At 44.4% G+C, this 23,829-nt stretch carries 31 protein-coding genes, 1 tRNA gene and 1 pseudogene; 5 read left to right on the top strand and 28 right to left on the bottom strand.

The window, feature by feature from the left end; translation table 11 throughout:
* Nucleotides 1-56: 56 nt before the first annotated feature.
* The 14 genes and pseudogenes from secG to D8877_RS07340 form a co-directional block, all read right to left on the bottom strand.
* Nucleotides 57-290 (bottom strand): preprotein translocase subunit SecG, encoded by a 234-nt coding sequence (gene secG, locus D8877_RS07275; RefSeq protein WP_002894878.1) that lies wholly within the window; start codon nt 288-290, stop codon nt 57-59.
* A 42-nt stretch (nt 291-332) separates the two neighbouring features.
* Nucleotides 333-482, bottom strand: a complete 150-nt coding sequence (gene rpmG / locus D8877_RS07280) for a 50S ribosomal protein L33 (RefSeq protein ID WP_072074309.1) — start codon at nt 480-482, stop codon at nt 333-335.
* Nucleotides 482-1,684: a multidrug efflux MFS transporter gene (locus tag D8877_RS12425; protein ID WP_312023228.1), complete on the bottom strand. Its 1,203-nt coding sequence runs from the start codon at nt 1,682-1,684 to the stop codon at nt 482-484. The genes rpmG and D8877_RS12425 overlap by 1 nt, the downstream gene beginning before the upstream one ends.
* Nucleotides 1,685-1,687: 3 nt before the next feature.
* Complete coding sequence (gene coaE / locus D8877_RS12430) at nt 1,688-2,284, bottom strand: dephospho-CoA kinase (protein ID WP_125340969.1); 597 nt, start codon at nt 2,282-2,284, stop codon at nt 1,688-1,690.
* A gap of 5 nt (nt 2,285-2,289) precedes the next feature.
* Nucleotides 2,290-3,114: a DNA-formamidopyrimidine glycosylase gene (gene mutM, locus D8877_RS07295; protein WP_125340970.1), complete on the bottom strand. Its 825-nt coding sequence runs from the start codon at nt 3,112-3,114 to the stop codon at nt 2,290-2,292.
* Nucleotides 3,115-3,139: 25 nt separating this feature from the next.
* A complete protein-coding gene (locus D8877_RS07300; RefSeq protein ID WP_005590727.1) occupies nt 3,140-3,349 on the bottom strand; it encodes a helix-turn-helix domain-containing protein in 210 nt (69 codons plus the stop codon).
* Nucleotides 3,349-3,840, bottom strand: coding sequence for a hypothetical protein (locus D8877_RS07305; protein WP_125340971.1), 492 nt, complete (start codon nt 3,838-3,840; stop codon nt 3,349-3,351). The genes D8877_RS07300 and D8877_RS07305 overlap by 1 nt, the downstream gene beginning before the upstream one ends.
* Before the next feature lie 152 nt (nt 3,841-3,992).
* Nucleotides 3,993-4,154: pseudogene (locus D8877_RS07310) on the bottom strand (DNA mismatch repair protein MutT); the annotation flags it as partial.
* A gap of 43 nt (nt 4,155-4,197) precedes the next feature.
* Nucleotides 4,198-4,980 carry an alpha/beta fold hydrolase gene (locus D8877_RS07315; protein WP_125340973.1) on the bottom strand — a complete coding sequence of 261 codons (783 nt, stop codon included), beginning with the start codon at nt 4,978-4,980 and terminating at the stop codon, nt 4,198-4,200.
* A gap of 26 nt (nt 4,981-5,006) precedes the next feature.
* Entirely contained in the window at nt 5,007-5,906 is a 900-nt protein-coding gene (era, locus tag D8877_RS07320) for a GTPase Era (protein ID WP_125340974.1), read from the bottom strand.
* Between the two features lie 66 nt (nt 5,907-5,972).
* Nucleotides 5,973-6,371 (bottom strand): diacylglycerol kinase family protein, encoded by a 399-nt coding sequence (locus D8877_RS07325; RefSeq protein WP_002894866.1) that lies wholly within the window; start codon nt 6,369-6,371, stop codon nt 5,973-5,975.
* The gene (gene ybeY / locus D8877_RS07330) at nt 6,352-6,849 is read right to left on the bottom strand and encodes an rRNA maturation RNase YbeY (RefSeq protein WP_011837247.1); all 498 of its coding nucleotides are present in this window, start codon (nt 6,847-6,849) and stop codon (nt 6,352-6,354) included. Before ybeY ends, D8877_RS07325 begins: the two co-directional genes overlap by 20 nt.
* A gap of 224 nt (nt 6,850-7,073) precedes the next feature.
* Nucleotides 7,074-7,146, bottom strand: a tRNA-Thr gene (locus D8877_RS07335).
* Nucleotides 7,147-7,194: 48 nt separating this feature from the next.
* The gene (locus D8877_RS07340) at nt 7,195-7,764 is read right to left on the bottom strand and encodes a GNAT family N-acetyltransferase (RefSeq protein WP_125340975.1); all 570 of its coding nucleotides are present in this window, start codon (nt 7,762-7,764) and stop codon (nt 7,195-7,197) included.
* Nucleotides 7,765-7,894: 130 nt separating this feature from the next.
* Here D8877_RS07340 and ald point away from each other — a divergent pair, with 130 nt between their 5' ends.
* A complete protein-coding gene (gene ald / locus D8877_RS07345; protein WP_125340976.1) occupies nt 7,895-9,007 on the top strand; it encodes an alanine dehydrogenase in 1,113 nt (370 codons plus the stop codon).
* A 93-nt stretch (nt 9,008-9,100) separates the two neighbouring features.
* On the opposite strand, the gene D8877_RS07350 is transcribed toward ald, so the two are convergent.
* The 10 genes from D8877_RS07350 to rplK form a co-directional block, all read right to left on the bottom strand.
* Nucleotides 9,101-9,658, bottom strand: a complete 558-nt coding sequence (locus tag D8877_RS07350) for a DUF6036 family nucleotidyltransferase (protein ID WP_125340977.1) — start codon at nt 9,656-9,658, stop codon at nt 9,101-9,103.
* Nucleotides 9,651-9,935, bottom strand: a complete 285-nt coding sequence (locus D8877_RS07355) for a hypothetical protein (protein WP_125340978.1) — start codon at nt 9,933-9,935, stop codon at nt 9,651-9,653. Before D8877_RS07355 ends, D8877_RS07350 begins: the two co-directional genes overlap by 8 nt.
* 119 nt (nt 9,936-10,054) lie before the next feature.
* Entirely contained in the window at nt 10,055-11,032 is a 978-nt protein-coding gene (locus D8877_RS07360; RefSeq protein ID WP_142999426.1) for a PhoH family protein, read from the bottom strand.
* Nucleotides 11,033-11,122: 90 nt separating this feature from the next.
* Entirely contained in the window at nt 11,123-11,338 is a 216-nt protein-coding gene (locus D8877_RS07365) for a YozE family protein (protein WP_002894860.1), read from the bottom strand.
* A gap of 68 nt (nt 11,339-11,406) precedes the next feature.
* Nucleotides 11,407-12,261 (bottom strand): RNA-binding virulence regulatory protein CvfB, encoded by an 855-nt coding sequence (gene cvfB, locus D8877_RS07370; RefSeq protein ID WP_049541523.1) that lies wholly within the window; start codon nt 12,259-12,261, stop codon nt 11,407-11,409.
* 104 nt (nt 12,262-12,365) lie between these two features.
* Nucleotides 12,366-12,923, bottom strand: coding sequence for a ribosome recycling factor (gene frr, locus D8877_RS07375; protein WP_061592056.1), 558 nt, complete (start codon nt 12,921-12,923; stop codon nt 12,366-12,368).
* 19 nt (nt 12,924-12,942) lie between these two features.
* Complete coding sequence (gene pyrH / locus D8877_RS07380) at nt 12,943-13,668, bottom strand: UMP kinase (RefSeq protein WP_002894857.1); 726 nt, start codon at nt 13,666-13,668, stop codon at nt 12,943-12,945.
* 192 nt (nt 13,669-13,860) lie between these two features.
* A complete protein-coding gene (locus D8877_RS07385; RefSeq protein WP_125352920.1) occupies nt 13,861-15,309 on the bottom strand; it encodes an APC family permease in 1,449 nt (482 codons plus the stop codon).
* 130 nt (nt 15,310-15,439) lie between these two features.
* The gene (gene rplA / locus D8877_RS07390; RefSeq protein WP_002894855.1) at nt 15,440-16,129 is read right to left on the bottom strand and encodes a 50S ribosomal protein L1; all 690 of its coding nucleotides are present in this window, start codon (nt 16,127-16,129) and stop codon (nt 15,440-15,442) included.
* Between the two features lie 101 nt (nt 16,130-16,230).
* Nucleotides 16,231-16,656 carry a 50S ribosomal protein L11 gene (rplK, locus tag D8877_RS07395; RefSeq protein ID WP_002894851.1) on the bottom strand — a complete coding sequence of 142 codons (426 nt, stop codon included), beginning with the start codon at nt 16,654-16,656 and terminating at the stop codon, nt 16,231-16,233.
* 151 nt (nt 16,657-16,807) lie between these two features.
* On the opposite strand from rplK, the gene D8877_RS07400 reads away from it, so the two are divergent.
* Nucleotides 16,808-17,155 carry a DUF3397 domain-containing protein gene (locus D8877_RS07400; RefSeq protein ID WP_125352922.1) on the top strand — a complete coding sequence of 116 codons (348 nt, stop codon included), beginning with the start codon at nt 16,808-16,810 and terminating at the stop codon, nt 17,153-17,155.
* A 110-nt stretch (nt 17,156-17,265) separates the two neighbouring features.
* On the opposite strand, the gene gloA2 is transcribed toward D8877_RS07400, so the two are convergent.
* From gloA2 to D8877_RS07415, 3 genes are all read right to left on the bottom strand, one after another.
* Nucleotides 17,266-17,652 carry an SMU1112c/YaeR family gloxylase I-like metalloprotein gene (gene gloA2 / locus D8877_RS07405; RefSeq protein ID WP_125352924.1) on the bottom strand — a complete coding sequence of 129 codons (387 nt, stop codon included), beginning with the start codon at nt 17,650-17,652 and terminating at the stop codon, nt 17,266-17,268.
* A 108-nt stretch (nt 17,653-17,760) separates the two neighbouring features.
* A complete protein-coding gene (locus D8877_RS07410; protein ID WP_125352926.1) occupies nt 17,761-20,067 on the bottom strand; it encodes a DNA translocase FtsK in 2,307 nt (768 codons plus the stop codon).
* Between the two features lie 129 nt (nt 20,068-20,196).
* A complete protein-coding gene (locus tag D8877_RS07415) occupies nt 20,197-20,379 on the bottom strand; it encodes a PspC domain-containing protein (protein WP_002897145.1) in 183 nt (60 codons plus the stop codon).
* Between the two features lie 227 nt (nt 20,380-20,606).
* Between D8877_RS07415 and D8877_RS07420 the strand changes: the two genes are divergently transcribed.
* The 3 genes from D8877_RS07420 to D8877_RS07430 are packed head-to-tail and all read left to right on the top strand — an operon-like array spanning nt 20,607 to nt 22,171.
* Nucleotides 20,607-21,026, top strand: a complete 420-nt coding sequence (locus D8877_RS07420) for an NUDIX domain-containing protein (RefSeq protein WP_125352929.1) — start codon at nt 20,607-20,609, stop codon at nt 21,024-21,026.
* A 54-nt stretch (nt 21,027-21,080) separates the two neighbouring features.
* Nucleotides 21,081-21,899, top strand: a complete 819-nt coding sequence (locus D8877_RS07425) for a peptidylprolyl isomerase (RefSeq protein WP_125352931.1) — start codon at nt 21,081-21,083, stop codon at nt 21,897-21,899.
* Nucleotides 21,900-21,934: 35 nt separating this feature from the next.
* Entirely contained in the window at nt 21,935-22,171 is a 237-nt protein-coding gene (locus D8877_RS07430) for a zinc-ribbon domain-containing protein (RefSeq protein ID WP_002897142.1), read from the top strand.
* 54 nt (nt 22,172-22,225) lie between these two features.
* On the opposite strand, the gene abc-f is transcribed toward D8877_RS07430, so the two are convergent.
* On the bottom strand, nt 22,226-23,767 hold the full coding sequence (gene abc-f, locus D8877_RS07435; RefSeq protein WP_125352933.1) for a ribosomal protection-like ABC-F family protein: 1,542 nt from the start codon (nt 23,765-23,767) through the stop codon (nt 22,226-22,228).
* Between the last annotated feature and the right edge of the window lie 62 nt (nt 23,768-23,829).

Consider the following 23,829-nt stretch of genomic DNA (forward strand, 5'->3'; position numbering starts at 1 on the left):
TCTTTTAAATCTCTTTCAAACTTAAAAAATAGGCCAAGACGAAGTCAGAGCCCATTTTATTTACTAGATAATACTGCTAATACCAATGCAATCAGTAGCCAGAAGAAAATCATGATTCCCGTCATACGCTGCATCACAGCTTCAAAACCGCGTGCCTTAGGACGTTCGAACAAGTCGTTGGCACTGGCATCAAAAACGTTGCTGGACTGATTTTTGGTTGGTTGCATGAAAATTGCAATGACAATAATAGCTGATAAAATGACTAAAATGGTTAATAATAGGTTGTACATAAATAAAAACTCCTTAAAATCCTATCTATTTTATCATAAAATCTACTTGGATTCAAGATGTAAAGTAACTTTTCTTTCCTTAGGACAATACTTTAAGACCTCAATTTTTTCCGGATGCGTTTTAGTATTTTTGCTGGTCAGATAATTCTGACTGCCGCAGCTGGAACATTTTAAATTTATTTTAACGCGCACTAGATATCCTTCTTTTTAAATAAATTTCGAAAACTAAAGAGATTGGCCAACATACTGATGGCGACTAGCCCTGCTGTTGCATAAAAGACTGAATGATAGCCATAGGCTGCCGCAATGACCGATCCAGACATAGGACCGACCACCCCGCCCAGATAAAAGAATATCTGATTATAGCTGAAAATCCTAGAGATTCCAAATTTGGGTGTTATCTTACTTAGCAGAGCATTGACTCCTGGTATCAGCGCACCTGTTCCTAGGCCAAATAAAAAGCGATAAAAGCCCAGCTGCATAGGGGAGCCAGCATTGGCACAGAGCAGATAAATCAGGATTGAATAGAACTGAGCCAGCACTAGAAGCCGGTGATTGCCGATACGGTCTCCTAACCGCCCCAGAATACTGGAGCTCATCATGCTGGAAAGTCCCATGCTAGATACGATGAGACCCGAAACAAAAATCAGATTGTCCTTTTGTCCCAGCTCTCTGACATAGAGGGCAAGGATAGGGCTGATAGATTGAGCTGCAAACTGTATGACAAAGCTGGTCAGAAAGAGATTCATCAGCATCTTAGGATACCTGAGTTGGCGCAGCAATTCCCTAAAGCCTACCTCTTCTTGTCGGGTCACCGGCACAAAATCCTCCCGAATCAAATAAAAGGTCATCAAGGCTGCCACTAGAAAGAAGCCGCCAATCAGGAGAAAGACATTGCGAATACCGAACATCTCCGCAATCAGACCGCCAATAAATGGTCCCATAAGATTACCCGCAACGACACCGGTCGAGAGAGTTCCCAGAGCATAACCCGTTTTTTCCTTGGGAGCCTGACTGGCAATCAGAGCTGTGCTGTTGGGAATATAACCAGCAAAAACCCCATTTAGAAAGCGTAGGAGCAAGAGCCAGAAAATATTGGGTACAAAGGCAATACCGCCCATAGTGAAAACCATGGCAGTAGCTGCACGTACCATCATAGGCTTACGGCCATATCGGTCGGCCAGACTTCCCCATACAGGAGAGAGCAGTGCCGCTGAGATTGCCGAGAGAGAAATCCCTAGCCCAGCGTAATACTCCACCTCATGACCGCTAGCACCTAGCTGCTCCACGAAAAGTGGCATAAAAGGCGTCACCAGAGAAATGCTGGCACCTGTCAGGAAATTCCCAAACCAAGCGATTTTCAGGTTATGTTTCCAGTTTACTTGTGTCGTGATAAATCAACTTCTTTCTAATTTCTGCAAGGCATCGCGAATCTGCTGTCGAGTAGCCTCTAGCGAGCCATTATTATCAATCAACACGTCCGCCCTCTTTCGTTTTTCTTGCAAAGACAGCTGAGCTGCTATGCGTTTTTCCGCCTCTTCTTGACTAAGAGAGTTTCGAGTCATAAGACGACTGAGCTGAGTTTCCTCTGTCACGTCCACCAGCCAGATTTGGTCAAACCAATCTTCATATTGTAACTCAAACAACAAGGGAAGATCCATAAAAAAGATATCTTCCATCTCTGCCAACAAATCTCGTCTGCCAGCCAGTTCCTCGCGAATAATACGGTTTTGTATTTGACTGGACTGCGCCAAGAGTTCGGGATTCCCAAAAATCATAGCTCCCAGCTTAGGCCGATCCAAGCGGCCATCTTCCTGTAAAATAGCTGGGCCAAAAGTGGATAAAAGAGCTTGATAAAGCCGTCCGCCCGGCTCCTGCAGTTCATGCACTACTTGATCCGCATCAATGACTTGGTAGCCCTGCTGCCTCAAAAACTCTGTCACTGTTGACTTACCCGAGGCAATGCCGCCAGTGATACCGATAATTCTTACCATGACAGTTACCTCGCTTTCTGACAATGAGGACAGAGATGAGTACCGCGTCCACCCAGCTTAATTTTCTCAATCGGGCTGCCGCATCTAGCGCAGGGTTGGCCAGTCTTTCCATAGACCTGCAGAAAATCCTGCATAGTGCCATCCTCACCCAAAGCATTGCGGTAGGTCCGAATGGTCGATCCTCTCTTTTCAATCCCAAGCTGCAAAACTTCTATAATCTGCTCACGCAGCCGCTTCACTTCAGCTGGTTTCAGACTAGCTGCTGGCCTTGCCGGATGAATCCGCGCCCGCCAAAGGGCCTCATCTACATAGATATTGCCTAGACCGACGACCAAGGTCTGCTCCAGCAAATAGGGTTTGATGGGCTTCTTGGAACGACTCAAAGCTGCGGCAAAAGGTGACAAAAGAAAGTCCGCCTCTGTCGGCTCAGGACCAAGCTTTCTGGCAGTAAAATAAGCCTCCAGCTTGTCCTTTCTCAACAGCTCCATGGTCCCAAACTTGCGGACATCCTCATAAACAAGCGTCCCGCCATCCGTCATCTCGAAAAAGACATGAGCATGCTTGCGCTCAGGCACCGCATCAGGATAAAAAAGATACTTGCCTTCCATTCGCAGATGGGAAACCAGCACTCCGCCTGTCAGGTAAAAGAGCAAATACTTGCCCCGACGGCCAATCCTTTCAATGGTCTGACCTGGCAAGTCATGGACAAAACTATCCACTCCCGTACCAATCATCTTGGCATAGCGGACCCGCACCTGCCCAATCGTCTTGCCAACAACCAGACGCTCCAAACCGCGCCGAACCGTTTCCACTTCAGGTAATTCAGGCATAAAGCTCCTTTCTTTCTCCTATTCATTAATCAGAAATATACTCTAAAATATCAGCAGGCTGACAATCCAGCGTTTCACAGATAGCCAGCAAAGTCGCAAAGCGAATTCCTTTAGCCTTGCCTGTTTTTAGAATGGACAAATTTGCTTGTGTAATGCCAATAATTGTCGCCAATTCTTTCGAGGTCAGGCCTTTTTCTTCCAACACTTTATCTAAATTAACCTTGATTTTTCCCATCACACAAAACCATCTACATCTTCTTGAATTGTCTTCCCGTTTTTTATGACAAGATGCAAGACCCCCAAGACAATTACCAGAGCAAGACTATCCATATAGGGTAGAAATATATTATCTACAAGCTCTAGCCAAGTCTGTATGGACTTTTGACCGATAAAAACATCCCATATAACACTACCAATAGGTAAGCAAGTGACTAAAATCAATAGATGTCTGCTAATCTTATAACTTTCATCTGTAAAAAGTTGATGGTTTATCATACTGTGTAAAAATCGGCGAATCAGTCCAAAAAGCAAAATAGGAAGCAAACCCAACCAAAGCATTTCATAAGAGAACCTTAATAACTCTGAAAGTGGGGTAGCAGTTGATTGCCAGTTATAAATCATCAAGACAATGGCTACAAAACCTCTAGCTAAAAACCAGAAAGCACAAAATATTTGTACCAAACAAGTAATTATGGTTATTACTTGTTTCAAAATTCGCATCTTCATATCTTACCTCCTTATTGTTTTACAATAATTTATCCTTACAATTATTATAAAACAATAATTTAACTAGGTCAAGAAATATTATAAAACGATAATTCAATCAAACTATGAAGTATGATATTGTTCTAAATAAATGACATGCTCATAGTAAGATATCAAAGCCCCATAGCAAAGCTGTCCGAAAAATACTCATCCAGCATCAGGCGGTGTTTATCCGATACATTTTCCAGCTCTGCTATTTCTTCTTTAGAAAAAAAGCCTAAACGTAAAGTTTCCTCATTGTAAAAATTGGAAATATCAAAATTCAGGATAACCTTATCATGCCCCACCTTGGAGCGAATATAGGAAATATAGTCCATATCAAAATCCTTTCAATTTCTCTGGAAAGGCAGCGTTTTGAAAGAAATAGCGCAATAGCTGAATATGCGTATCCACATCACTAAAAAGCCAAGCATGCCCTTTGCCAGGATAGTAGGCGCATTCAGACCTAGCATTTTTCTGCGCCAACCTGCGGTGCCAGTCATGAATGGTCTCAGCTTCTTTTCCACCTGAGACAAAGAAAGCAGGATTATCAAACTGCAAGTCAAGTCTCAACAGATTTGCCTTTGACATCGCATGGCGAAATGAGCGCTGTTCAGCTCTTTGGAAATCTGCAACAAAGCTCTGAACGTCTTGGACAGGTGCTCCGTCCTCTTGCATCATCTTTGTCAGGAAATTAGCTACAAATTTAGTATTTTTCAAGAAAGACATCAGATAGACAATGGCAATGATCTTGCGATAGCCCTTAATTGGCTGAGGACTTGCCACATCCACAATGACTTTATCTATAAGACTGGAATGTTTTTCCAACAACTTAAGTATGAGGGAACCGCCTAATGAAAGACCAACCAAGTGCGGCTTGCCATGTGCTTTGCTTTTAATGACAGCCACAATCATTTCCACGACATCATCAAAGTTTGTCCACTCAATATTATGACTGGCTCCGTGACCAGGTAAATCCACAAGAATGCAATGAAAATCTTTCTCAAGCACAGCAACATGGTGTCGCCACATCTGACTGCTAGAGCCTGAAGCATGCAAAAAGATAATACTTTTTAAATTTTGCTGCCCTCTTTCGTCAATGAATAATGACGGCATCTCCATCACCTCACTTACTAGCTTAGAAAACCTCAATACTCCTTCTTATTATAGCCAAAGTCCGCTAAGTCCAGCTTCTTATCCCGCCAGTTTTTCTTGACCTTGACCCAAGTTTCTAGGAAGACCTTGTCCCCCAGCATGAGCTCAATATCGCGGCGAGCCATGGATCCGATTTTCTTCAGCATGGATCCGCCTTTACCAATGATAATGCCTCTTTGGCTGTCGCGCTCCACCATGATAGTCGCTCGGATATGGACCTTGTCCGTCTCTTCGTCTCGCTTCATGCTGTCAACAACCACCGCGACTGAGTGGGGAATTTCCTCCCGTGTCAACATCAACACTTTCTCCCGAATCATCTCTGACGCCAGAAAGCGCTCCGGATGGTCGGTAATCTGGTCTTCAGGGAAATACTGGAAGCCTTCCTCCAAATTCTCACTGAGGATGTCAACCAGACGGGAAACATTATTACCCTGCAGTGCGGAAATCGGCACGATTTCTTTGAAGTCCATCTGCTGGCGGAAATCATCAATTTGCGCTAAAAGCTGATCCGGATGGACTTTATCAATCTTATTAACCACCAAAATAACTGGCACCTTAGCCGCTTTCAAGCGCTCGATAATCATGTCATCGCCCTTGCCACGCGGCTCATCAGCCGGCACCATGAAGAGGACAGTATCCACCTCGCGCAGAGTGCTGTATGCTGCTTCTACCATGAAATCGCCTAGAGCCGTCTTAGGCTTGTGGATTCCCGGCGTGTCGATAAAGACAATCTGCTCCTTATCCGTCGTGTAAATCCCCATAATCTTATTGCGCGTGGTCTGAGCCTTATCGCTCATGATGGCAATCTTTTGCCCCATAACATGATTCAAAAAGGTTGATTTCCCAACATTAGGACGTCCTAAAATAGCTACAAAGCCTGATTTAAAAGTCATTATTTCACCTCTATTATTTCCATTAAAACAGCAGAAAATCGGCAGTCTCCCCCGATTTTCAAATCTTTAAAAAATCCAATCCCAAATCTTGGGAACAAAAATAATCAGTCCTGTCACAACGGCAAAGCCAGACACGACCAGAACAGCTCCCGCTGCCATATCCTTGGCATTCTTGGCCCGCATAGAAAAGTGGTAATCGCTGGCCAGATCTACGACATTTTCAATGGCAGAATTGACAATCTCAAAGGCAATGACCAAAAAAATGCTCAAAAAGAGAAAGAGCCATTCTATCGCGGACAAGTCAAAAATCAGTCCCGCAACTATCACTGCCAAAGCCGAAAGGACATGCTTGCGCAGATTGCGCTCCTCTTTAAAGGCTGTAAAAATACCGGTTAAAGCAAATTCCAGACTCGAGACCACATCTCGATTTTTCCATTTGCGTTTGTTATTTCCTTGTGAGTCCATAAGCAGTTAAAATTTCTTCCTGTAAACCAAACATTTCTGCTTCTTCTTCCGGCGTATAGTGATCATAGCCATTGATATGCAGAAAACCATGCACTGCCAAAAAGCCCATCTCCCGCTCAAAGCTGTGGCCGTATTCTTCAGCCTGCTCACGCGCCTTGTCCACTGAAATGAACAGCTCGCCGATATAGGCATCAAAATCCTCCAGCATCTCAGCTAGCTCAGGATGGTCCAGCAAATCCTCCTCGTCAACAGCGATGTCCAGCTCAGGCTTATACTCCAAGCTAATCACATCCGTCGGCCGATCTGTATCTCTATATTCCAAGTTGAGTTCATGACTGCGCTCATTGCTGACAAAAGTCACAGCCATTTCCTTATTTTCCTTGCCCGTTTTCTGAGCCGCAAACTCTAAAATTTCCTGAGTCTGTTTAAGAATCTCTTCTGAAACCTGACCCGTTTCATCTACCATTTCGATATACATATCTTACCCGCTTTGCTAGTATTACCTTATTATATCATATTTTGACTCACTTTAGGGAGCCGAGGGCAGGGTTTTGGAAAATAGCAGAGCAGATTTGTCAACCTCTCACCGCAAAGACAAAAACAGCTATTTTCATTTTTACCCACCTCAAAACTTTGCCTTCCACTACCTGCTGTCATTGACAAAAAGAAAAGGCTGGGAAAACCCAACCTTGTCCTACAAGATGCTAATTGCCGGGATCGAACCGGCGACCTCATCCTTACCATGGATGCGCTCTGCCAACTGAGCTAAATCAGCGTACCTATCTAATATATCATGTAGATAGGTGCTTGTCAATATCCTTTCTCATTTTTTTGCAAAATAATCTTCCTTAGTCAGATAGTAATGAACCCGTGTCACAATACGGCCTTTCTCATGCTTGTCTAGTGATGCGTAAGGCTCTTCGTGGGAATATTTCATACCCGACTTGACCATAACCCTGCCAGATGCTGGATTGTCCGCATCGTGCAGCGCCACAAGTTTGTTCATCCCGATTTGCTCAAAAGCCAGCTTGATTACTGCGCGATTGGCCTCTGTCGTATAACCCTGATTCCAGTATTTTTTATTGATTACATAGCCGATAGCCGCCGTTTTCAAATCCAGCCTGATCTTATGCAGGTCAATCGTACCGATGAATTTGCCGCTTTCTTTCACTTCTATCCCCCAGCGTCCCAGAGGATTGGCCAGATAAAAGAGAGCGATATTATTGCGTGTTTCTTCCAAGCTTTTATTTGTCTCAAAAGTATAGCGAGTATTTTCCTCATCCGATGCGTACTCAAACATCGCCGGGGCATCCTCCAAGGTCACCGGACGCAGAATCAACCGCTCAGTTTCCAGTCTGGTATGACGAGCCAGTTTGACATAGATATTTTCCATCAGGACCTCCTAGTTTTTCTTAACAGAATAGCACAATTCACTAATGAAAGCAAACCGCTCCGATTTTTTCTTGATTTTTGAAGCGTTTTCATATACAATAAAAACATCTTAAAAAAGGAGCATATTTTTTATGTTAATCGGTATTCCAAAAGAAATCAAAAACAATGAAAATCGTGTCGCTCTGACACCAGCTGGTGTTCAAAGCCTCGTTGGTAAAGGACATGAAGTGCTGATTGAGACAAATGCAGGGCTGGGATCTGGTTTTACAGATGCAGACTACCAAAAGCAAGGTGCAAAAATCGTCCCTACTGCTGCAGAAGCTTGGGCAGCTGAGCTGGTGGTCAAGGTCAAAGAACCTCTGGCAGCCGAATATAGCTTCCTCCGCGATGACCTCTTACTCTTTACCTACCTGCACATGGCTGCCGCTCCTGAGCTAGCAGATGCTATGACAAGTGCCAAGACGACTGGTCTGGCCTATGAAACCGTCCGCGATCAAGATGGACAACTACCACTCTTGGTACCTATGAGTGAGGTAGCTGGTCGGATGGCGGTCCAAATCGGAGCCCACTTCCTGACTAAGCGTGAAGGTGGATCTGGCGTACTTCTCGGTGGTGTACCAGGTGTTCCGAAAGGTAAAGTCACCATCATCGGTGGCGGTGTCGTAGGTACTCATGCCGCTCGTATCGCTCTAGGACTGGGTGCTCAAGTGACTATTTTGGATATCAGCGCTAAGCGTCTGTCTGTCCTAGAAGATGTCTTCGGTCATCAAATCCAGACCCTCATGTCTAATCCGTTCAATATCGAAGCTAGCGTTCGAGACGCAGATGTCGTGATTGGCGCTGTCCTCATTCCAGGTGCGAAAGCTCCGAAACTAGTGACAGACGATATGGTTAAGCAAATGCATCCAGGCTCTGTCATTGTTGACGTAGCTGTTGACCAAGGCGGTGTTATTGAAACTGCTGACCGCGTAACGACTCACACCGAGCCTGTTTACGAAAAACACGGTGTCCTCCACTATGCAGTTGCTAATATTCCTGGTGCCGTAGCCCGCACTTCTACTATCGCCTTGACCAATGTCACCCTTCCTTATATTGAAGCCTTGGCAGAGAAAGGCTTCAAACAAGCCATTGAAGATGACCCAGGCCTGCGTCAAGGTGTCACAACCTACCAAGGCCACATCACCAGTCAGCCAGTTGCAGAAGGCCTCAACAAGGACTACACATCTATTGACGAACTCGTTTAGTTGATTATTTCAACTTTAAAATCAATCGCACAAAAAAGAGCAGAAATAAATCTGCTCTTTTCGTATGTTATTAGATAAAAATCAAAGCTTTCTTTAGTAATACCCCTTTAGCTCTTCCTGATTTTCTTTGAAAAATTCCTCTAGCCATTCCATACCATAGGCATGACTAAAACCTTCTAAAAGAACAGAAAAATCAATCGTATCAAAGCCCAACTTTCTCAGGTCCTCAAAGGTATTGAATGGGGAATGAAAATCTTTGTATTTGATAATAGCTCCGATGTCTTTCAAATCCTGTTCTCTAATGCTGATCATTTTCATTCCTAAAACATATTCAATCGGAACCATTAAAACCCTTAAATGACTAAAAGTATATAAGGTCTCACATAAGTCAACCGCAGGTTGCTTGTTCATACTCGCTACATTATTATTGAGCCAAAGTTCTTCATGAGTATTGAGGTTAAATCGTTGTCCTACTCTCGCAATAATCTCATTGATTTTTTGGTTTTCTTGGTAAAAAGCATCTACATCTTGCGTTGCTCGCAAGCCATGATGTTCCAAGACATAGCCCCCAACACAGATAATAGTTAAAGTAAGGTTGGCTTGGGCCAATTCTTGATTTAAGGCTTCAAAAACTGGTTTCATTTTATCCATGCTTGTATTTCTCCATCAGCTCTTGAACATTTGTTAACTTAGCAGGTTTGTTTAAAGAAACCACATACTCATGCGTGGGAGTGTGTTCTTGTAGAGCATATTTCAGACTAACCTTTTGAAAATCTGTCAACTCTTTTGAAGCCAACAAACGTTCCACATCTTTGTCAGTCAAATAAGAACTATCTTCAAAAATAACCTTTCTAAGGTAACGAAACCAATGACTGGCGTTAAACCTTGATTGCCTAGAAGCATTAATCATGTAATCATACCAATCCATCTTCTACCCCTTTTTAAAATTTTATCTTTCTAAATAATCATTTTTATTCATTTTATAAATCTTAAAAATTCTATATCATGGCCGATGTATACTGATATTTAGTTCTCTTATTCCATTTCTTATGGCTCAGTTGCAGCCTCTTTAACAGGAGTTGGTTCATAAGCTCGGATAATCTCCGCCACCACTGGATGACGAACGACATCCTTAGCTGAGAAATGCACAAAGTCGATCTGAGAGATGTTCTTCAATTTCTCCTGAGCGTCAATGAGTCCTGATTTGACATTGCGAGGCAGGTCAACCTGGCTGATGTCTCCATTGACAATCATCTTGGACTGGAATCCCAGCCGTGTCAGAAACATCTTCATCTGCATGATGGTAGTATTTTGAGCCTCGTCCAGAATCACGAAGGCATCATCCAGCGTCCGTCCCCGCATATAGGCTAGGGGAGCAATCTCAATGATTTCTCGCTCCATGAGGCGCGTCGTCTGGTCCTTACCCAAAATCTGATACAAGGCATCATAGACCGGACGCAGATATGGATCTACCTTTTCCTTAAGGTCACCAGGCAGAAAGCCCAAGCTCTCACCAGCTTCCACTGCTGGACGTGTCAGGATAATTCGTTTGACCTGCCCACGTTTGAGAGCTGTCACCGCCAAGGTCACCGCCAGAAAGGTCTTCCCTGTTCCGGCTGGCCCGATACCAAAGACAATATCATGATTTTTAACACTGTCCACATAGATTTTCTGACCAAGTGTCTTGATCCGAATTGGCTTGCCATAACTGTCCTTGATAATCTCTTCTTCATAAAGAGCTACAAACTTATCAATTTCATCATTTTTGACCATTGTAATGGCTGTCACAACATCGGGCGTACCGATGGTCATGCCACGATTAACCAAGACCAACAGAGCCTGAATGACCTGTCGAGTCTCCTCACAGGCAGCCTCCGTACCCAAAATCTGCACAATCTCGGTTCGGGCATGAATGGTTACCTTCAATTCCTGCTCCATTAGGCGCAGATGGCGTTCATTAGAACCAAAAAGATGAAAGGCATCATCTGGATGGCCCAGTTTCAATTCTACTGAATGTTCCTGCAAACAAAGAACCTCTCTATTTTATTTTTTTGAATGAATTATCTTTATTATATCAAAGCAAGCAGAAAATGACTATCCCTAGCCACTATCCACTTAATGGGCCTGATACTCTTCCCAAATAGCATCGAACTCGCCCAAGTTAAAGGAAAAATTTGCATGCTCCTCCAGAAAACGACTGACCTCATCAAAATCATCCGTATGCTTAGGAAAGGCTGTATCCTGAAAAGCCAAATCCGCCAAAATAGCCTTGGGCTCCTTGCTCTTAGGATTACGCTCTGTCATCAGCCAACTGTAAAAAGATTTTCTCATAGGTTCCTTTCATTTCTTTAAGATCATATCCTTCCAAGCATCAGCTCTAGATACGAGACTCTCTACCCTCACACCAACTCCGTTCCGGTCGGGTCCTGCTTGATTTTACCAGCTTTCATCAGCCCACCCAGAGCTTTTTTAAACTGGCCTTTGGAAATGCCAAAGGTCGCCTTGATATCGTCTGGTGAAGACTTGTCGTTCAAGGTCATAAAGCCGCCATTGCTCTCCAGATAGGTCAGAATCATCTGGGCATCGTTTTCCAACATTTCAAAGGAACGAGGCTTGAGGGAGAGGTTAAGGGTGCGGTCTACTTCACGGAAGCCAATCACCCGTGCGTCCAAGACCTGACCGAGACGAGGCTCTGCATAGCGCTCGCTCGGATGAATGAAGCCCAGCATATTATTCTCCGGCAGGTAGACAAAAGTGCCAGAAAGCTTGAGCCGATAAACGATGGCTGGCCAGTTTTGATTTTGCATGTTATTGTAAGCAGGACGAGCCAGACGCTGGAAATCCTCTTGATAAGCCAATTGGCCCCAGATGCGATCTTTCTTGTCCACATCTAAACGGATATAAAGGCGGTCGCCTTTCTTAGGCCAGAGTTCCTTGATTTCTGGCAAGATGTCTAGTGACACGACGATTTGCTTGTCCGGCAGACCGGTATCTACAAAGACACCAAGATCCTTGCGAACCTCCGTCACTGTTCCCCAACCAAACTGCTCTTGAGTAGCTGTAACTTCAAGGGTTGTCAGGCGAAGCTTCTGCTTCATATCGCTATAGGCAAAGCCTTTGACAGACTGACCCAGCTCATGCGCTCCCTCTTCCTTAGAAAGAGCGTAAACCTGACCGTCCTTTTGAACAAAGTAAAAGCGATCATTTTCATCCGTGATGATACCCACGATGAAGCTGGCAAGATTTGTATTCATATAGACCTATTTTCTACCTTGCTTCTTCAAACTAGGCAAGGATTTTTGATGTTAAAACAACTCAGTCAGCCAAAGCCAACTGAGTTTTGATTCTGATAAAAATGTTAAACTTCTAAGAGTTCTTTTTCTTTATTTGCTGCCATCTCATCGATATGTTTGACAGCATCGTCCGTTACTTTTTGAATGTCCTTTTCCAAGGTCTTCAATTCGTCTTCAGTGATTTCTTTGGCTTTTTCCTGCTTCTTAGCTTCGTCCATAGCATCGCGGCGGATGTTACGGATAGCAACTTTAGCATTTTCACCGACCTTTTTCACTTCTTTAGCCAAGTCTCGGCGAGTTTCCTCTGTTAGAGCTGGAATGACCAGACGAATCACAGAGCCATCGCTGGCTGGCGTAATTCCAAGGTCAGAAGCATTAAGCGCACGCTCAATGTCCTTGATAGAAGACTTGTCAAAAGGTGTCACCAAAAGAACACGCGCTTCCGGAATCGTAATCGAAGCGATTTGATTGAGCGGAGTTTCTACTCCATAGTACTCCACATGGATGCGGTCCAAAAGGCTGGCATTGGCGCGGCCTGCACGGATGCTGCCAAATTCACGAGCCAAACTTTGGTGCGAGTGGGTCATTCTTTCTTTTGCTTTTTCTACAATTGCATTTGCCATGAGTTTCTAATCTCCGTTCTTATAAATTATTTGATACTGTTGTTCCGATTTGCTCACCGATAACAACGCGTTTAATATTGCCCGGCTCATTCATGTTAAAGACAACCAAGTCAATATCATTGTCCATAGACAGAGTCGAAGCCGTTGAGTCCATAATCCGCAGTCCCTTACTGATGACATCCCGGTGGGTCAGCTCATCAAACTTAACAGCGGTTTTGTCTTTCTTAGGATCGGCATTGTAAACACCGTCCACGCCATTTTTAGCCATGAGAATCGCATCTGCTTCAATCTCAGCTGAGCGCAAGGCAGCGGTTGTATCGGTTGAAAAATAAGGAGAACCAATACCTGCACCGAAAATGACGATACGGCCTTTTTCCAGATGCCGAAGGGCCCGACCACGGATGTAAGGCTCAGCCACCTGCTGCATGGCAATCGCTGTCTGCACGCGCGTATCTACACCTACCTGCTGGAGCGAATCGGCCATTACCAGCGCATTCATGACAGTGCCCAACATACCAGTATAGTCGGCCTGCACGCGGTCCATGCCTGCTTCTGCTGCCGGCTCACCCCGCCAAAGGTTTCCACCTCCGATAACCAGAGCAATTTGAACTCCCAAATCATGAACTTCTTTGATTTCTTCCGCCATCTTCTGAACAGTCTGAATATCAATACCAACGCCTTTTTCACCGGCAAGAGCTTCACCTGACAACTTAATCAAAATACGCTTATACTTAGGTTCTACCATTTTTTTACTCCTTATTTTATCTGTACTATTTTACCACATTTTATGATTTTTATATAGTTAAATCACTGAAATTTTTCTTTTTTCCTTTTTGTAAAATAGCAGAGCAGACAAGCTCATTTCACAAAAAACCAGCCCCATCATCAGATAGGACTGGGAATAAATACTTCAATTATCTTTTGCAAAACCTACTCACTACTTGAGCGACTGTTTCTTTTCCCGCTTAGCTAAGAGTGGCAGGATGACACCCAGACTGATTAAGACGATCGGCGTCAGGATATTTGTTAATAGAGAGAATTGCCAGCCTGCTGGGTCTTTGGCAAAGTCTACTTTGGGAACCATCCCTAAAATGCAGGCAAAGGCTGTAAAGAGGAAGCACCAAGCTCCGATGGCAAAGCCAACTTTTGGATTTTTGGTAAACTTGTACTCGGCATCCTTGTACTTCTTCCAGGCCTTGTTCAACATCATGTAGGCCAGGAATACCCAGAGATACCGCATGGGCATAACGATGGAGTTGAGGTTGGTCATCCATTTGACTAGGCCGTCAATTTCCTTGATTCCAAAGATTGGCAGAATAATCAAGAAGCTAACCAAAATCCCTGTCAGAATGTAACCGTTAATGAGGACACCTTTTGATGTTCGCTTACGCAGCCAGCTTGGGACAAACTCTTCATCGGCATTATTGAGCATGATTTGCAGAGGTGCGTCAATAGAGAAAGCCAGTGCAGCAATCTGTCCAACCATGTTGGTCAGGGCATAAATGACTACTAGTACATTTCCCACACCCCAGTAATTGCCCAGCTTTTGGAAGGCTTGGTAAGCGCCGTTTCGCATCAGATCCTCAGGGATATTGCTGCCATCAAAAAGCATGCCCATAGCAATAGAGCCTAGGATAGCAGATGCCCCAACCATGACAGCCATTACAATCATTCCCTTTGGGAATTCCTTGGCTGGATTGCGTGTTTGATTAACGTAAGGAGAGATTTTCTCTGCTCCACCAACCGCAAAGACTAAGAGGGAGATGGTCGTGAAATAAGAAAAATCAAAGTTGGGAATATAAGTGCTAAGCTTATCCATATTGGCCGTCGCAAACTGCATGTCAGGTTTGATAAAAGGCGCGCCGACCGCTAAGAGAACGAAGAGGAAAGACATAATCAGCATGGCACTTCCTGCCAAGCCCCCAATCACCTTGAGCGTGGACAACCCCTTGGTAGACAAGTAGAGAAAGGCACCGAAAATCAGTAAGCTAAGAATAACAATCCAGTGAATATCAAGACTGCTCAAAAAGTCGCCATTTCCCTGAATAACCCAGCCCAGCGGAATCAAAACTCCCTGCGGCTTTTGAGCCAGATATGGAATATGCACCACCCAGTAAGTCCAGGCCGCAAAATAAGCCAGACGCTTGGTAGAGGTTTTCTCTACCCAGTCACTGACACCACCTCCACTCTCCTTGAAAGTCGATCCAAGCTGCCCCACGATAAGGGCATAGGGAATAAAGTAAATAGCAAGGATAAGAATCCAAGAAACAATTACCGAAATACCCTGCTGGGAGTAGTTATTAACCACATTTCCCAGACCCCAGACCATATTAAAAGCAATCAGAGATACCATCAGCCAGGTTAGCTGGTTCTGATCTTTTTTCATGACACCGTCTCCTTTTGTTATAAAATAAATTGATTCGATATTATTATAACATGTTTCTATAAGTTTGTAATCGCTATCATCAATTTTATTTCAAAAAAAAGAACTACCCGAAGGCAGTTCAATTTAATTCTTAAAGTGAGTTTACGTCAACCTTGATACCAACACCTTGTGTAGTAGTGATAGTCAGGTTGGTTACGTAAGTACCTTTAGCAGTAGCTGGTTTCGCTTTTTGGATTGTGTCGTTGAAAGCTTTGAAGTTTTCAACCAACTTGTCAGCTTCAAATGAAACTTTACCAATGATAGCTTGTACGTTACCCGCACGGTCTGCACGGTAAGTAATCTTACCACCTTTAGACTCTTCAACTGCTTTTGCAACGTCCATTGTTACAGTACCAGTCTTAGGGTTTGGCATCAAGTTACGAGGTCCAAGGACACGTCCAAGGCGACCTACAAGTGCCATCATGTCAGGTGTAGCGATTACTACGTCAAAGTCCAACCAACCGTCGTTGATTTTTGCAACGAGGTCATCTTCACCAACGAAGTCTGCACCAGCAGCTTTCGCTTCTTCTGCTTTAGCACCACGTGCGAAAACAAGAACTCGTGAAGTTTTACCAGTTCCGTTTGGCAATACCATTGCGCCACGGATTTGTTGGTCAGCTTTTTTAACATCAATGTTCAAGTTGTAAGCAACTTCTACAGTTGCATCGAATTTTGCAAAGTTAGTTTCTTTTGCAAGTGCTACAGCTTCTTCTACGCTGTATGCTTTTGTGCTGTCGATTTTTTCAAGAGCAGCACGAAGTTGTTTGCTTTTTTTAGCCATTTTATCTTTCTCCTTGTAAGTGGTTCAATCGATTTTCATCTCCCACGTCACTCGTCAATCTGATCAAGTGTAGTGCGGGCAAATGGGACGAGTGTTATTGATTAGTCAACAACAGTGAATCCCATAGAACGAGCAGTACCTTCAATCATACGCATTGCAGACTCGATGTTTGCAGCGTTCAAATCTGGCATCTTAGTTTCAGCAATTTCTTGTACTTGCGCACGAGTAACTGTTGCAACTTTCGTTTTGTTTGGCTCACCAGAACCTTTTTCAACACCTGCAGCTTTCTTCAAAAGAACAGCAGCTGGCGGAGTCTTAGTTACGAAAGTGAATGATTTGTCTTCGTATACTGAGATAACAACTGGAATAATCATACCAGCTTGATCAGCTGTACGAGCGTTGAACTCTTTAGTGAATCCCATGATGTTGATACCGGCTTGACCAAGCGCAGGACCAACTGGTGGAGCTGGAGTAGCTTTACCAGCAGGGATTTGCAATTTTACAAGTTTTTCGACTTTTTTAGCCATTTTTAAATCCTCCTTTGTGGTTTTGGCGGTAAATAAATATTTTTACCTCCCACAAGTATGCTTTTCGCATACCTTTCTATTATACACTAAACTTTGTTAAATGCAAGGAATTTTATCTTCTTTTTTGAATTTTTTGTGGTAAAATAATCTTATGACACTATTAAAGATTGCTTCGATTTTATTTATCTTTTTAACTTTGATTTTAACCACTATTACTGTGCGAGTTTTTCAATTAAGAAAATACGGTTTAAACTTTGCGGACTTGGCTTTTCCGCTTTTTGTTGTGGAATTTTATATCATTTCAGACAAGGCCTACTATCATAGCTTACTGCCCCAGCTTACCCTAGCTCTCTCAGTTCTCGCTATCGCCATCACCATCTATTTTCTCAAGAAAAAACGAAGCTTCTACTATCCTAAGTTCTTTAAGTTCTTCTGGCGGGCTGGTTTTCTTTTGACCTTCTTCATGTATCTAGGCATGGTCATCGGACTCTTTTTGTAACAATGTAAAACAAAATCCATCGGTTATTAGATAGCCGATGGGTTTTTCATATGCAGGACTTACAAGTCGTTCTTTTACCGAGAAAAAGGGACCTTCCGATGCTCCTAGTCTTATTCGTGAATCTCCAGAGGCAGGCCATCCGGATCAAAGAAGAAAGCCATCTTACGGCCGTCAAAGTCGTCATAGCGCAGCTCGGTATGAGGAATCTCCAAACGGTCAAATTCTTCCAGTATTTCTTCGACATTTGTCACTCGGAAGGCCAGATGCCGCAGACCTGTATGCTCTGGAGCAGGCAAGGCTGGCCGCTTAGGAGCTTCTTCCTTGATAAAAATTTCCAGAGTCAGATTTCCCTTGCGGACATTAAAGAGAATATCCTGTTTGTCTGGTCGGTGGTGCTCATCCAGCTGCTCAAAGCCTAGCTTATCCACATAAAACTCCCTGGTCTTAGCATAATCATGACCGATGATAGCTACATGGTGAATGGTGTCTAGTTTCATACCTTCTTTTCCTTTCCTTGGAATAAGTAGAGAAAATCTGCCGGCTGACTGCTGGCAGATTTGTTTTTATCAAATGGCTATCTTGCTGGCAGACTAGTGAAATTAGAATCAATTTGTCTGCAAAACCTTTCTCGGCTTGGTTCCTTCGGCTGGACCGATAACGCCTGCTGCTTCAAGTTCTTCCATGAGTCGAGTAGCGCGGTTAAAGCCGACCGAGAGTCGTCGCTGAATCATAGATGCGCTGGCTTTCTGAGTCTCGATAACCAAGGCCTTGGCTTCTTCAAAGAGAGGATCGCCTTCATCGTCACTCCCGCTAGTATCCAAATCACTTTCAGATACTTCACCCGGATCAAAGCTATCGTCATAATCCGCTTCAGCTTGATTCTTGACAAAGGCTACGATTCGCTCCACATCTTCATCTGAGATAAAGGAGCCCTGCAAACGAACCGGATGGTTTTCATCAATAGGCTTAAAGAGCATATCCCCACGCCCCAAGAGCTTTTCCGCCCCATTTTCATCCAGAATGGTCCGACTGTCTGTCCCGCTGGACACAGCAAAGGCAATCCGAGAAGGCACATTAGCCTTAATCAGACCGGAGATAACATCTACAGATGGCCGCTGGGTAGCCAGAATCATGTGAATCCCAGCCGCACGCGCCTTTTGTCCCAACCGGATAATGGCGTCTTCCACTTCCTTGCTGGCCACCATCATAAGGTCAGCCAACTCATCCACGATGACAACGATTAAAGGCAGGGGAACCTGCTTGTATTCTGACTGAGCATTGTACTCAGCTACTTTAGCATTGTAGCCGGCAATGTTGCGGGCACCGACCTTGGAGAATAGTTCGTAGCGGTTTTCCATCTCGTCTACAACCTTCTGCAGAGCTCGACTAGCCTTGCGGGGATTGGTCACGACGGGGATAAGCAAGTGGGGAATGTCATTATAAACGGACAGCTCCACCATCTTAGGATCTACCATCATAAATTTGACTTCATCCGGTCTGGCCTTCATGAGAATGCTGGCGATAATACCGTTTACGGCCACAGATTTTCCAGAGCCAGTAGAGCCCGCTACCAAGAGATGGGGCATCTTAGCCAAGTCAAAGGAACGGACAGAGCCGTTGACAGCCTTACCAAGTGGGATTTCTAGGAGCTTGCTGGCATCCGTCTTGGACTGTTCCCAAAGTTCTCGGAAAGTCACGGTCGCAACTTCAGAGTTGGGTACTTCAATCCCGACTAGGGATTTCCCAGGAATTGGTGCCTCAATCCGTACATCCTTAGCAGCTAGGGCAAGAGCCAAGTCATCAGCCAGATTGGAAATTCGATTGACCCGGACACCGACTGCTGGCTTGACCTCATACTTGGTGACGGAAGGTCCGATTTCAGCCCGCTCAACAGCAGCCTTGATGCCAAAACTAGCAAAGGTTTCTTCCAAAATCTTAATATTGTCTCGGACAATGCGCTTTTCTTTAGACTGGTTTTTAGGCTTGTCAGGCGCAAAGAGGTTGATGGTCGGCAGCTTGTAGTCCAGACTTTCCTTGGCGGTGAAGTCCACTTCTACGTCCACGTCCGCGTCTGCCTCCTCCATCTCTTCTTCGCGACCAAAGTCCAGAGGCTCATGAGGGTCATACTCTCCTAGTTCCTCATAGTCTGCTTCGTCAAAGTCCACAGCTGTTTCTGACAAGTCCTCGTCATCTAAAATCTCTCCTGTTTCAGGATCGACTTCAGCTTCTTCTTGCTCTACTTCAATGGCTTGCATCGCTGCCTGTGCAGCTTTCTCTTCCTGCTCAAGGAAACGGAGCTGACGCTTTTCTTCCTGCTTTTCTCTCCAATTTTGAAAGGCTGCCATAGCCTTTTCTGAAATGTCATAGATAGACCAAGGGCTCATAAGCAGACCGCCCAAAAGAATGAGCAGCAGGCCGAAGAAATAGGAACCGATATTTGAAAAAAGGAAAGAGATAGGCGCGTATAAGAGAGAGCCCAGCAGACCGCCTCCCGCGAAGGAGCTGACCTTAAAGGCTGTCAGATCAGTCAAAACCCTGCCTAGAGTTGTGGATAAGACAGCTGCCCCTTCTAGCTTCAACACACTGACGAAATAAGCTTGGAAAATTAACTCCAGTCCCAAAAAGAGGCTGATAAATCCTGAAAGCGTCCCCTCGTGCTTGTGCAGCCACTTGAAAAAAAAGAGATAGCCAAAGCTGGCCAGAATGGCCAGATAGGCCAAGCTTCCCACCAAGAGGCGAATCATATTATAAATAGTGACCCCAAAGGCGCCCAGCTTAATTGCTGCAAACAAAAGAATAAGAGCCAGCACAAAGGTGGCAATCATTCTCTTTATTGCTTTTTGTCTTTCTAATTCTGCTTTTGTCGGCCGACGAGTAGTCCGGCCTTTTTTCGTGTTTTTCTTTGTTGCCATAACCCTTATTATACCATATTTGGGACTTAGATGAGAAATCTTTTATCTAGATCAGAAGCAAAAAACTTATTTATCCACGCAAAAAGAACTGGGCTAACCAGTTCTCATTTCACTATCACAAAATTCTTATTAAGCCTCTGGCATAACCGCCCAGGCAATCAAGTAAGCCAAGACACCTGTACCTGCTGCACAGCAAAAAACAATACAAAGAATACGGACCAAGGTTGGATCCAAATCAAAGTAGTTTGCGATACCAGCACATACACCAGCGATTTTCTTGTTGTTGACATCTCTTGTCAGTCTTTTCTCCATGGAAAACACTCCTTATTATTTTTACACTGTTTATTTTACCATAACATTTCTCTATGCACAAGTTCGCCTGCTATTAAACTCTCTTTTCAAATAAAAATTAATTAGATCAAGATGAATTTGTTCACTCTACCATACTTTTAGAAAGTCCCAGCAAAACTCTTGTTCTTGTGTTAGAATAAAAGGAAATTCTAATTAGTAAACAGTAAAAATATTTCAGGAGGAAGATAATGCGAGCCGGAGTCATTCTTTTCAATCCCCAAACTAAGCAAATACTGCTCATCCACCGCTGGAAAAATGGAGAAGAGTATTTTGTGATACCGGGAGGCGGAGCCGAGTCAGGTGAGACTGCAGTCCAAGCAGCTCAGAGAGAAATTCAGGAAGAGCTGGGTTGGAGCTTGTCTGAAAAGCAGCTGCAGCCAGCCTTTACTTTCAAAAATGGCCAACACTTAGAAATCTATTTCCATGCCACTATCGGCCATACATCAGCTCCAATGATTCAGGGCGAGGAAGCCCTTCGCAGTCATGCCCGGAATCTCTATAAGCCTGAATGGGTAGACATAGAAGCAATTTGCGGCCTAAACATACAGCCAGCAGGACTTAAAAATCTGCTTCTGGATTGTCTGACACAGGAGGGTTTGAAAAACTAGCCTAATTGTAGTAAAATATCAGTAGTTTACAATCTAATGCGAGAAAGGTTTTATATGAAAAAAATTCTTCTTATTAGCCTCTTATCAGGACTTGTCTTGGCTGGCTGCTCTGGCAAAGGCAAAGAAGAGGAGACTACTAGCTCCTCCAACTCATCCAGCAGTTCCTCTCTAGTAAGCTCTAGCTCTGACCCAGAGGAGACCAGCAAACTCCGTGAGCAACTCAAGGATGCCATGACCAACGAAAATGCCAACTTCCCGCAGCTATCTACAGAAGTTGCAGAGGATGAAGCGGAAGTCAAGTTGGTAACGACTGAAGGCGATATCCGCATCAAGCTCTTTCCAAAACAAGCCCCACTGGCCGTTGAAAACTTCCTAACTCATGCCAAGGAAGGCTACTATGACGGCATTATATTCCACCGTGTTATCAATGAATTTATGATTCAGACCGGAGACCCTAAAGGTGACGGCACTGGAGGCGAGTCTATCTGGAAGGGAAAAGACAAGTCTAAAGACTCTGGAAACGGCTTTAAAAATGAGTATTCTCCATATCTTTATAATATTCGCGGCGCCCTATCCATGGCTAATGCAGGCCCTGGTACCAATGGCAGTCAGTTCTTCATCAACCAAAGCAAGAAAGACTTGTCTAGCCAAATGTCTACGGATTCCTTCCCTGCTAAAATCATCGAAGCTTATAAAAACGGTGGAAATCCTACTTTAGATGGCGGAGCTTACACCGTATTTGGCCAAGTGCTGGAAGGTATGGATGTGGTGGACAAAATCGCTGCCGCAGAAACAGACGACAATGACAAGCCTAAAAAAGATATCAAGATTGAAAAAATCGAGATTATCAAGGACTATGACTTCAGCAAATAAGCTTGCTGCCCAACTAATTAAGGAGGGAAATCAATATGATTATCTGGGGATATAAAGGTTATCAGAAAAACGTAGGACAGACCCAAAGCAATATCGAGTGTGCTAACTGCCACAATGTCGCACCTTGGGACATTATTGAAACCGGCCGAAAGTTTACACTCTATTGGATTCCAACTTTTCCTTACGGTAGAAAACATTACCTTACCTGCCCTGTCTGCCAACATGGCAAACAGATTGAGAAGCAGGAAATCGAGCAATTTTTGAATTATTAGCAACAGAAAGAGACGATTCTCAATGAGCCGTCTCTTTTCCTTTATTAAATTTTATCAAGTCAACTGGTTAAAATCCCAGATCTGGTCCATCCAGCCTTCATAGAAATCAGGCTCATGGCAGACCATAAGGATGCTGCCCTTGTATTCTTTCAGAGCTCGTTTGAGCTCCTCCTTGGCATCGACATCTAGGTGGTTGGTCGGCTCATCCAGCACCAGAACATTATTTTCTCGGTTCATGAGGAGGCAAAGGCGGACCTTGGCCTGCTCTCCACCTGAGAGGACCTGAATCTGGCTCTCGATATGCTTGGAAGTCAGGCCACATTTGGCCAGAGCCGCTCGGACTTCCGCCTGATTAAGAGCTGGAAAGGCGTTCCAGACTGCTTCCAGTGGTGTCTGACGATTGCCGCCTTCGACTTCCTGCTCGAAATAGCCCAGCTCCAGATAGTCCCCGCGCTCGACTTGACCTGCGATAGGCGGGATAATCCCCAGCAAACTCTTGAGCAGGGTTGTTTTTCCAATTCCGTTTGCCCCGATGATAGCCACCTTCTGATTGCGTTCAAAGGTCAGGTTAAGGGGCTGGGTCAGCGGTCGATCGTAACCAATCTGCAAATCCTTGGTTTGGAAGATAAAACGGCCAGGTGTCCGGGCAGGCTTGAAGTCAAAGGAAGGCTTTGGCTTCTCACTCTGCAACTCAATGATGTCCATCTTATCCAGCTTTTTCTGGCGGGACATGGCCATATTACGAGTCGCTACGCGGGCTTTATTGCGAGCTACAAAGTCTTTGAGGTCCGCAATTTCTTTCTGCTGCCGCTCGTAGGCTGCTTCTAGCTGAGATTTTTTCATCTCATAGACTTCCTGGAATTGATAGTAGTCGCCAGAATAGCGGGTCAAGTGCTGATTTTCCACATGGTAGACGATATTAATCACGTCATTCAAGAAAGGAATATCATGCGAGATTAGAACAAAGGCATTTTCATAGTTCTGTAAGTAACGCTTGAGCCAGTCAATGTGCTCAGCATCCAGATAGTTGGTTGGCTCGTCCAAGAGCAGGATATCCGGCTTTTCCAGAAGCAGCTTGGCCAAGAGAACCTTGGTCCGCTGTCCTCCAGACAGCTCCGTCACATCACTCTCCATACCGTAGTCCATAACACCCAGTGCCCGTGCAACCTCGTCAATCTTGGCATCTAGCGTATAGAAATCTCGGCTCTCCAAGCGATCCTGCAGCTCGCCCACTTCTTCCATCAGGGCATCAACGTCCGCTCCATCCTCAGCCATGCTCATATAGATTTCATTGATACGAGCCTCTGTCTTGAAAAGCTCGTCAAAGGCTGTGCGCAAAACTTCACGGACAGATTGGCCTTGCTCCAAAACAGCATGCTGGTCCAGATAGCCAGCTGTCACATACTTGGACCACTCGACCTTGCCTTCATCCGGCAGCATTTTACCCGTCACAATACTCATAAAGGTTGACTTTCCCTCACCATTGGCACCGACTAGGCCGATATGCTCACCCTTAAGCAGACGGAAGGATACATCCTCAAAAATAGCCCGGTCTCCGAAACCGTGGCTGAGATTTTTCACTTCTAAGATACTCATTTTTTCTCCTCTATCATTGATTGCAGTTCCTTGATTATACCATCAAAAGGGATTTTTTGGCA

It is taken from the genome of Streptococcus sanguinis, from assembly GCF_003943735.1.
GTDB lineage: Bacteria > Bacillota > Bacilli > Lactobacillales > Streptococcaceae > Streptococcus > Streptococcus sanguinis_E.

Bases quoted from the DNA above. Each gene is read 5' to 3' on its own strand.
- rplK (WP_002894851.1), bottom strand. From the start codon at position 16,656: ATGGCTAAAAAAGTCGAAAAACTTGTAAAATTGCAAATCCCTGCTGGT.
- D8877_RS07415 (WP_002897145.1), bottom strand. From the start codon at position 20,379: ATGGAGAAAAGACTGACAAGAGATGTCAACAACAAGAAAATCGCTGGT.
- D8877_RS07410 (WP_125352926.1), bottom strand. From the start codon at position 20,067: ATGGCAACAAAGAAAAACACGAAAAAAGGCCGGACTACTCGTCGGCCG.
- cvfB (WP_049541523.1), bottom strand. From the start codon at position 12,261: ATGAATACAAATCTTGCCAGCTTCATCGTGGGTATCATCACGGATGAA.
- D8877_RS07420 (WP_125352929.1), top strand. From the start codon at position 20,607: ATGCGAGCCGGAGTCATTCTTTTCAATCCCCAAACTAAGCAAATACTG.
- abc-f (WP_125352933.1), bottom strand. From the start codon at position 23,767: ATGAGTATCTTAGAAGTGAAAAATCTCAGCCACGGTTTCGGAGACCGG.
- D8877_RS07305 (WP_125340971.1), bottom strand. From the start codon at position 3,840: ATGAAGATGCGAATTTTGAAACAAGTAATAACCATAATTACTTGTTTG.
- mutM (WP_125340970.1), bottom strand. From the start codon at position 3,114: ATGCCTGAATTACCTGAAGTGGAAACGGTTCGGCGCGGTTTGGAGCGT.
- ybeY (WP_011837247.1), bottom strand. From the start codon at position 6,849: ATGTATATCGAAATGGTAGATGAAACGGGTCAGGTTTCAGAAGAGATT.
- D8877_RS07340 (WP_125340975.1), bottom strand. From the start codon at position 7,764: ATGGAAAATATCTATGTCAAACTGGCTCGTCATACCAGACTGGAAACT.
- ald (WP_125340976.1), top strand. From the start codon at position 7,895: ATGTTAATCGGTATTCCAAAAGAAATCAAAAACAATGAAAATCGTGTC.
- D8877_RS07350 (WP_125340977.1), bottom strand. From the start codon at position 9,658: ATGGATAAAATGAAACCAGTTTTTGAAGCCTTAAATCAAGAATTGGCC.
- D8877_RS07385 (WP_125352920.1), bottom strand. From the start codon at position 15,309: ATGAAAAAAGATCAGAACCAGCTAACCTGGCTGATGGTATCTCTGATT.
- D8877_RS07365 (WP_002894860.1), bottom strand. From the start codon at position 11,338: ATGAGAAAATCTTTTTACAGTTGGCTGATGACAGAGCGTAATCCTAAG.
- rplA (WP_002894855.1), bottom strand. From the start codon at position 16,129: ATGGCTAAAAAAAGCAAACAACTTCGTGCTGCTCTTGAAAAAATCGAC.
- gloA2 (WP_125352924.1), bottom strand. From the start codon at position 17,652: ATGAAACTAGACACCATTCACCATGTAGCTATCATCGGTCATGATTAT.
- era (WP_125340974.1), bottom strand. From the start codon at position 5,906: ATGACTTTTAAATCAGGCTTTGTAGCTATTTTAGGACGTCCTAATGTT.
- D8877_RS07325 (WP_002894866.1), bottom strand. From the start codon at position 6,371: ATGGACTCACAAGGAAATAACAAACGCAAATGGAAAAATCGAGATGTG.
- D8877_RS07430 (WP_002897142.1), top strand. From the start codon at position 21,935: ATGATTATCTGGGGATATAAAGGTTATCAGAAAAACGTAGGACAGACC.
- D8877_RS07355 (WP_125340978.1), bottom strand. From the start codon at position 9,935: ATGGATTGGTATGATTACATGATTAATGCTTCTAGGCAATCAAGGTTT.
- D8877_RS07315 (WP_125340973.1), bottom strand. From the start codon at position 4,980: ATGGAGATGCCGTCATTATTCATTGACGAAAGAGGGCAGCAAAATTTA.
- D8877_RS07425 (WP_125352931.1), top strand. From the start codon at position 21,081: ATGAAAAAAATTCTTCTTATTAGCCTCTTATCAGGACTTGTCTTGGCT.
- secG (WP_002894878.1), bottom strand. From the start codon at position 290: ATGTACAACCTATTATTAACCATTTTAGTCATTTTATCAGCTATTATT.
- D8877_RS07300 (WP_005590727.1), bottom strand. From the start codon at position 3,349: ATGGGAAAAATCAAGGTTAATTTAGATAAAGTGTTGGAAGAAAAAGGC.
- pyrH (WP_002894857.1), bottom strand. From the start codon at position 13,668: ATGGTAGAACCTAAGTATAAGCGTATTTTGATTAAGTTGTCAGGTGAA.
- frr (WP_061592056.1), bottom strand. From the start codon at position 12,923: ATGGCAAATGCAATTGTAGAAAAAGCAAAAGAAAGAATGACCCACTCG.
- coaE (WP_125340969.1), bottom strand. From the start codon at position 2,284: ATGGTAAGAATTATCGGTATCACTGGCGGCATTGCCTCGGGTAAGTCA.
- D8877_RS07400 (WP_125352922.1), top strand. From the start codon at position 16,808: ATGACACTATTAAAGATTGCTTCGATTTTATTTATCTTTTTAACTTTG.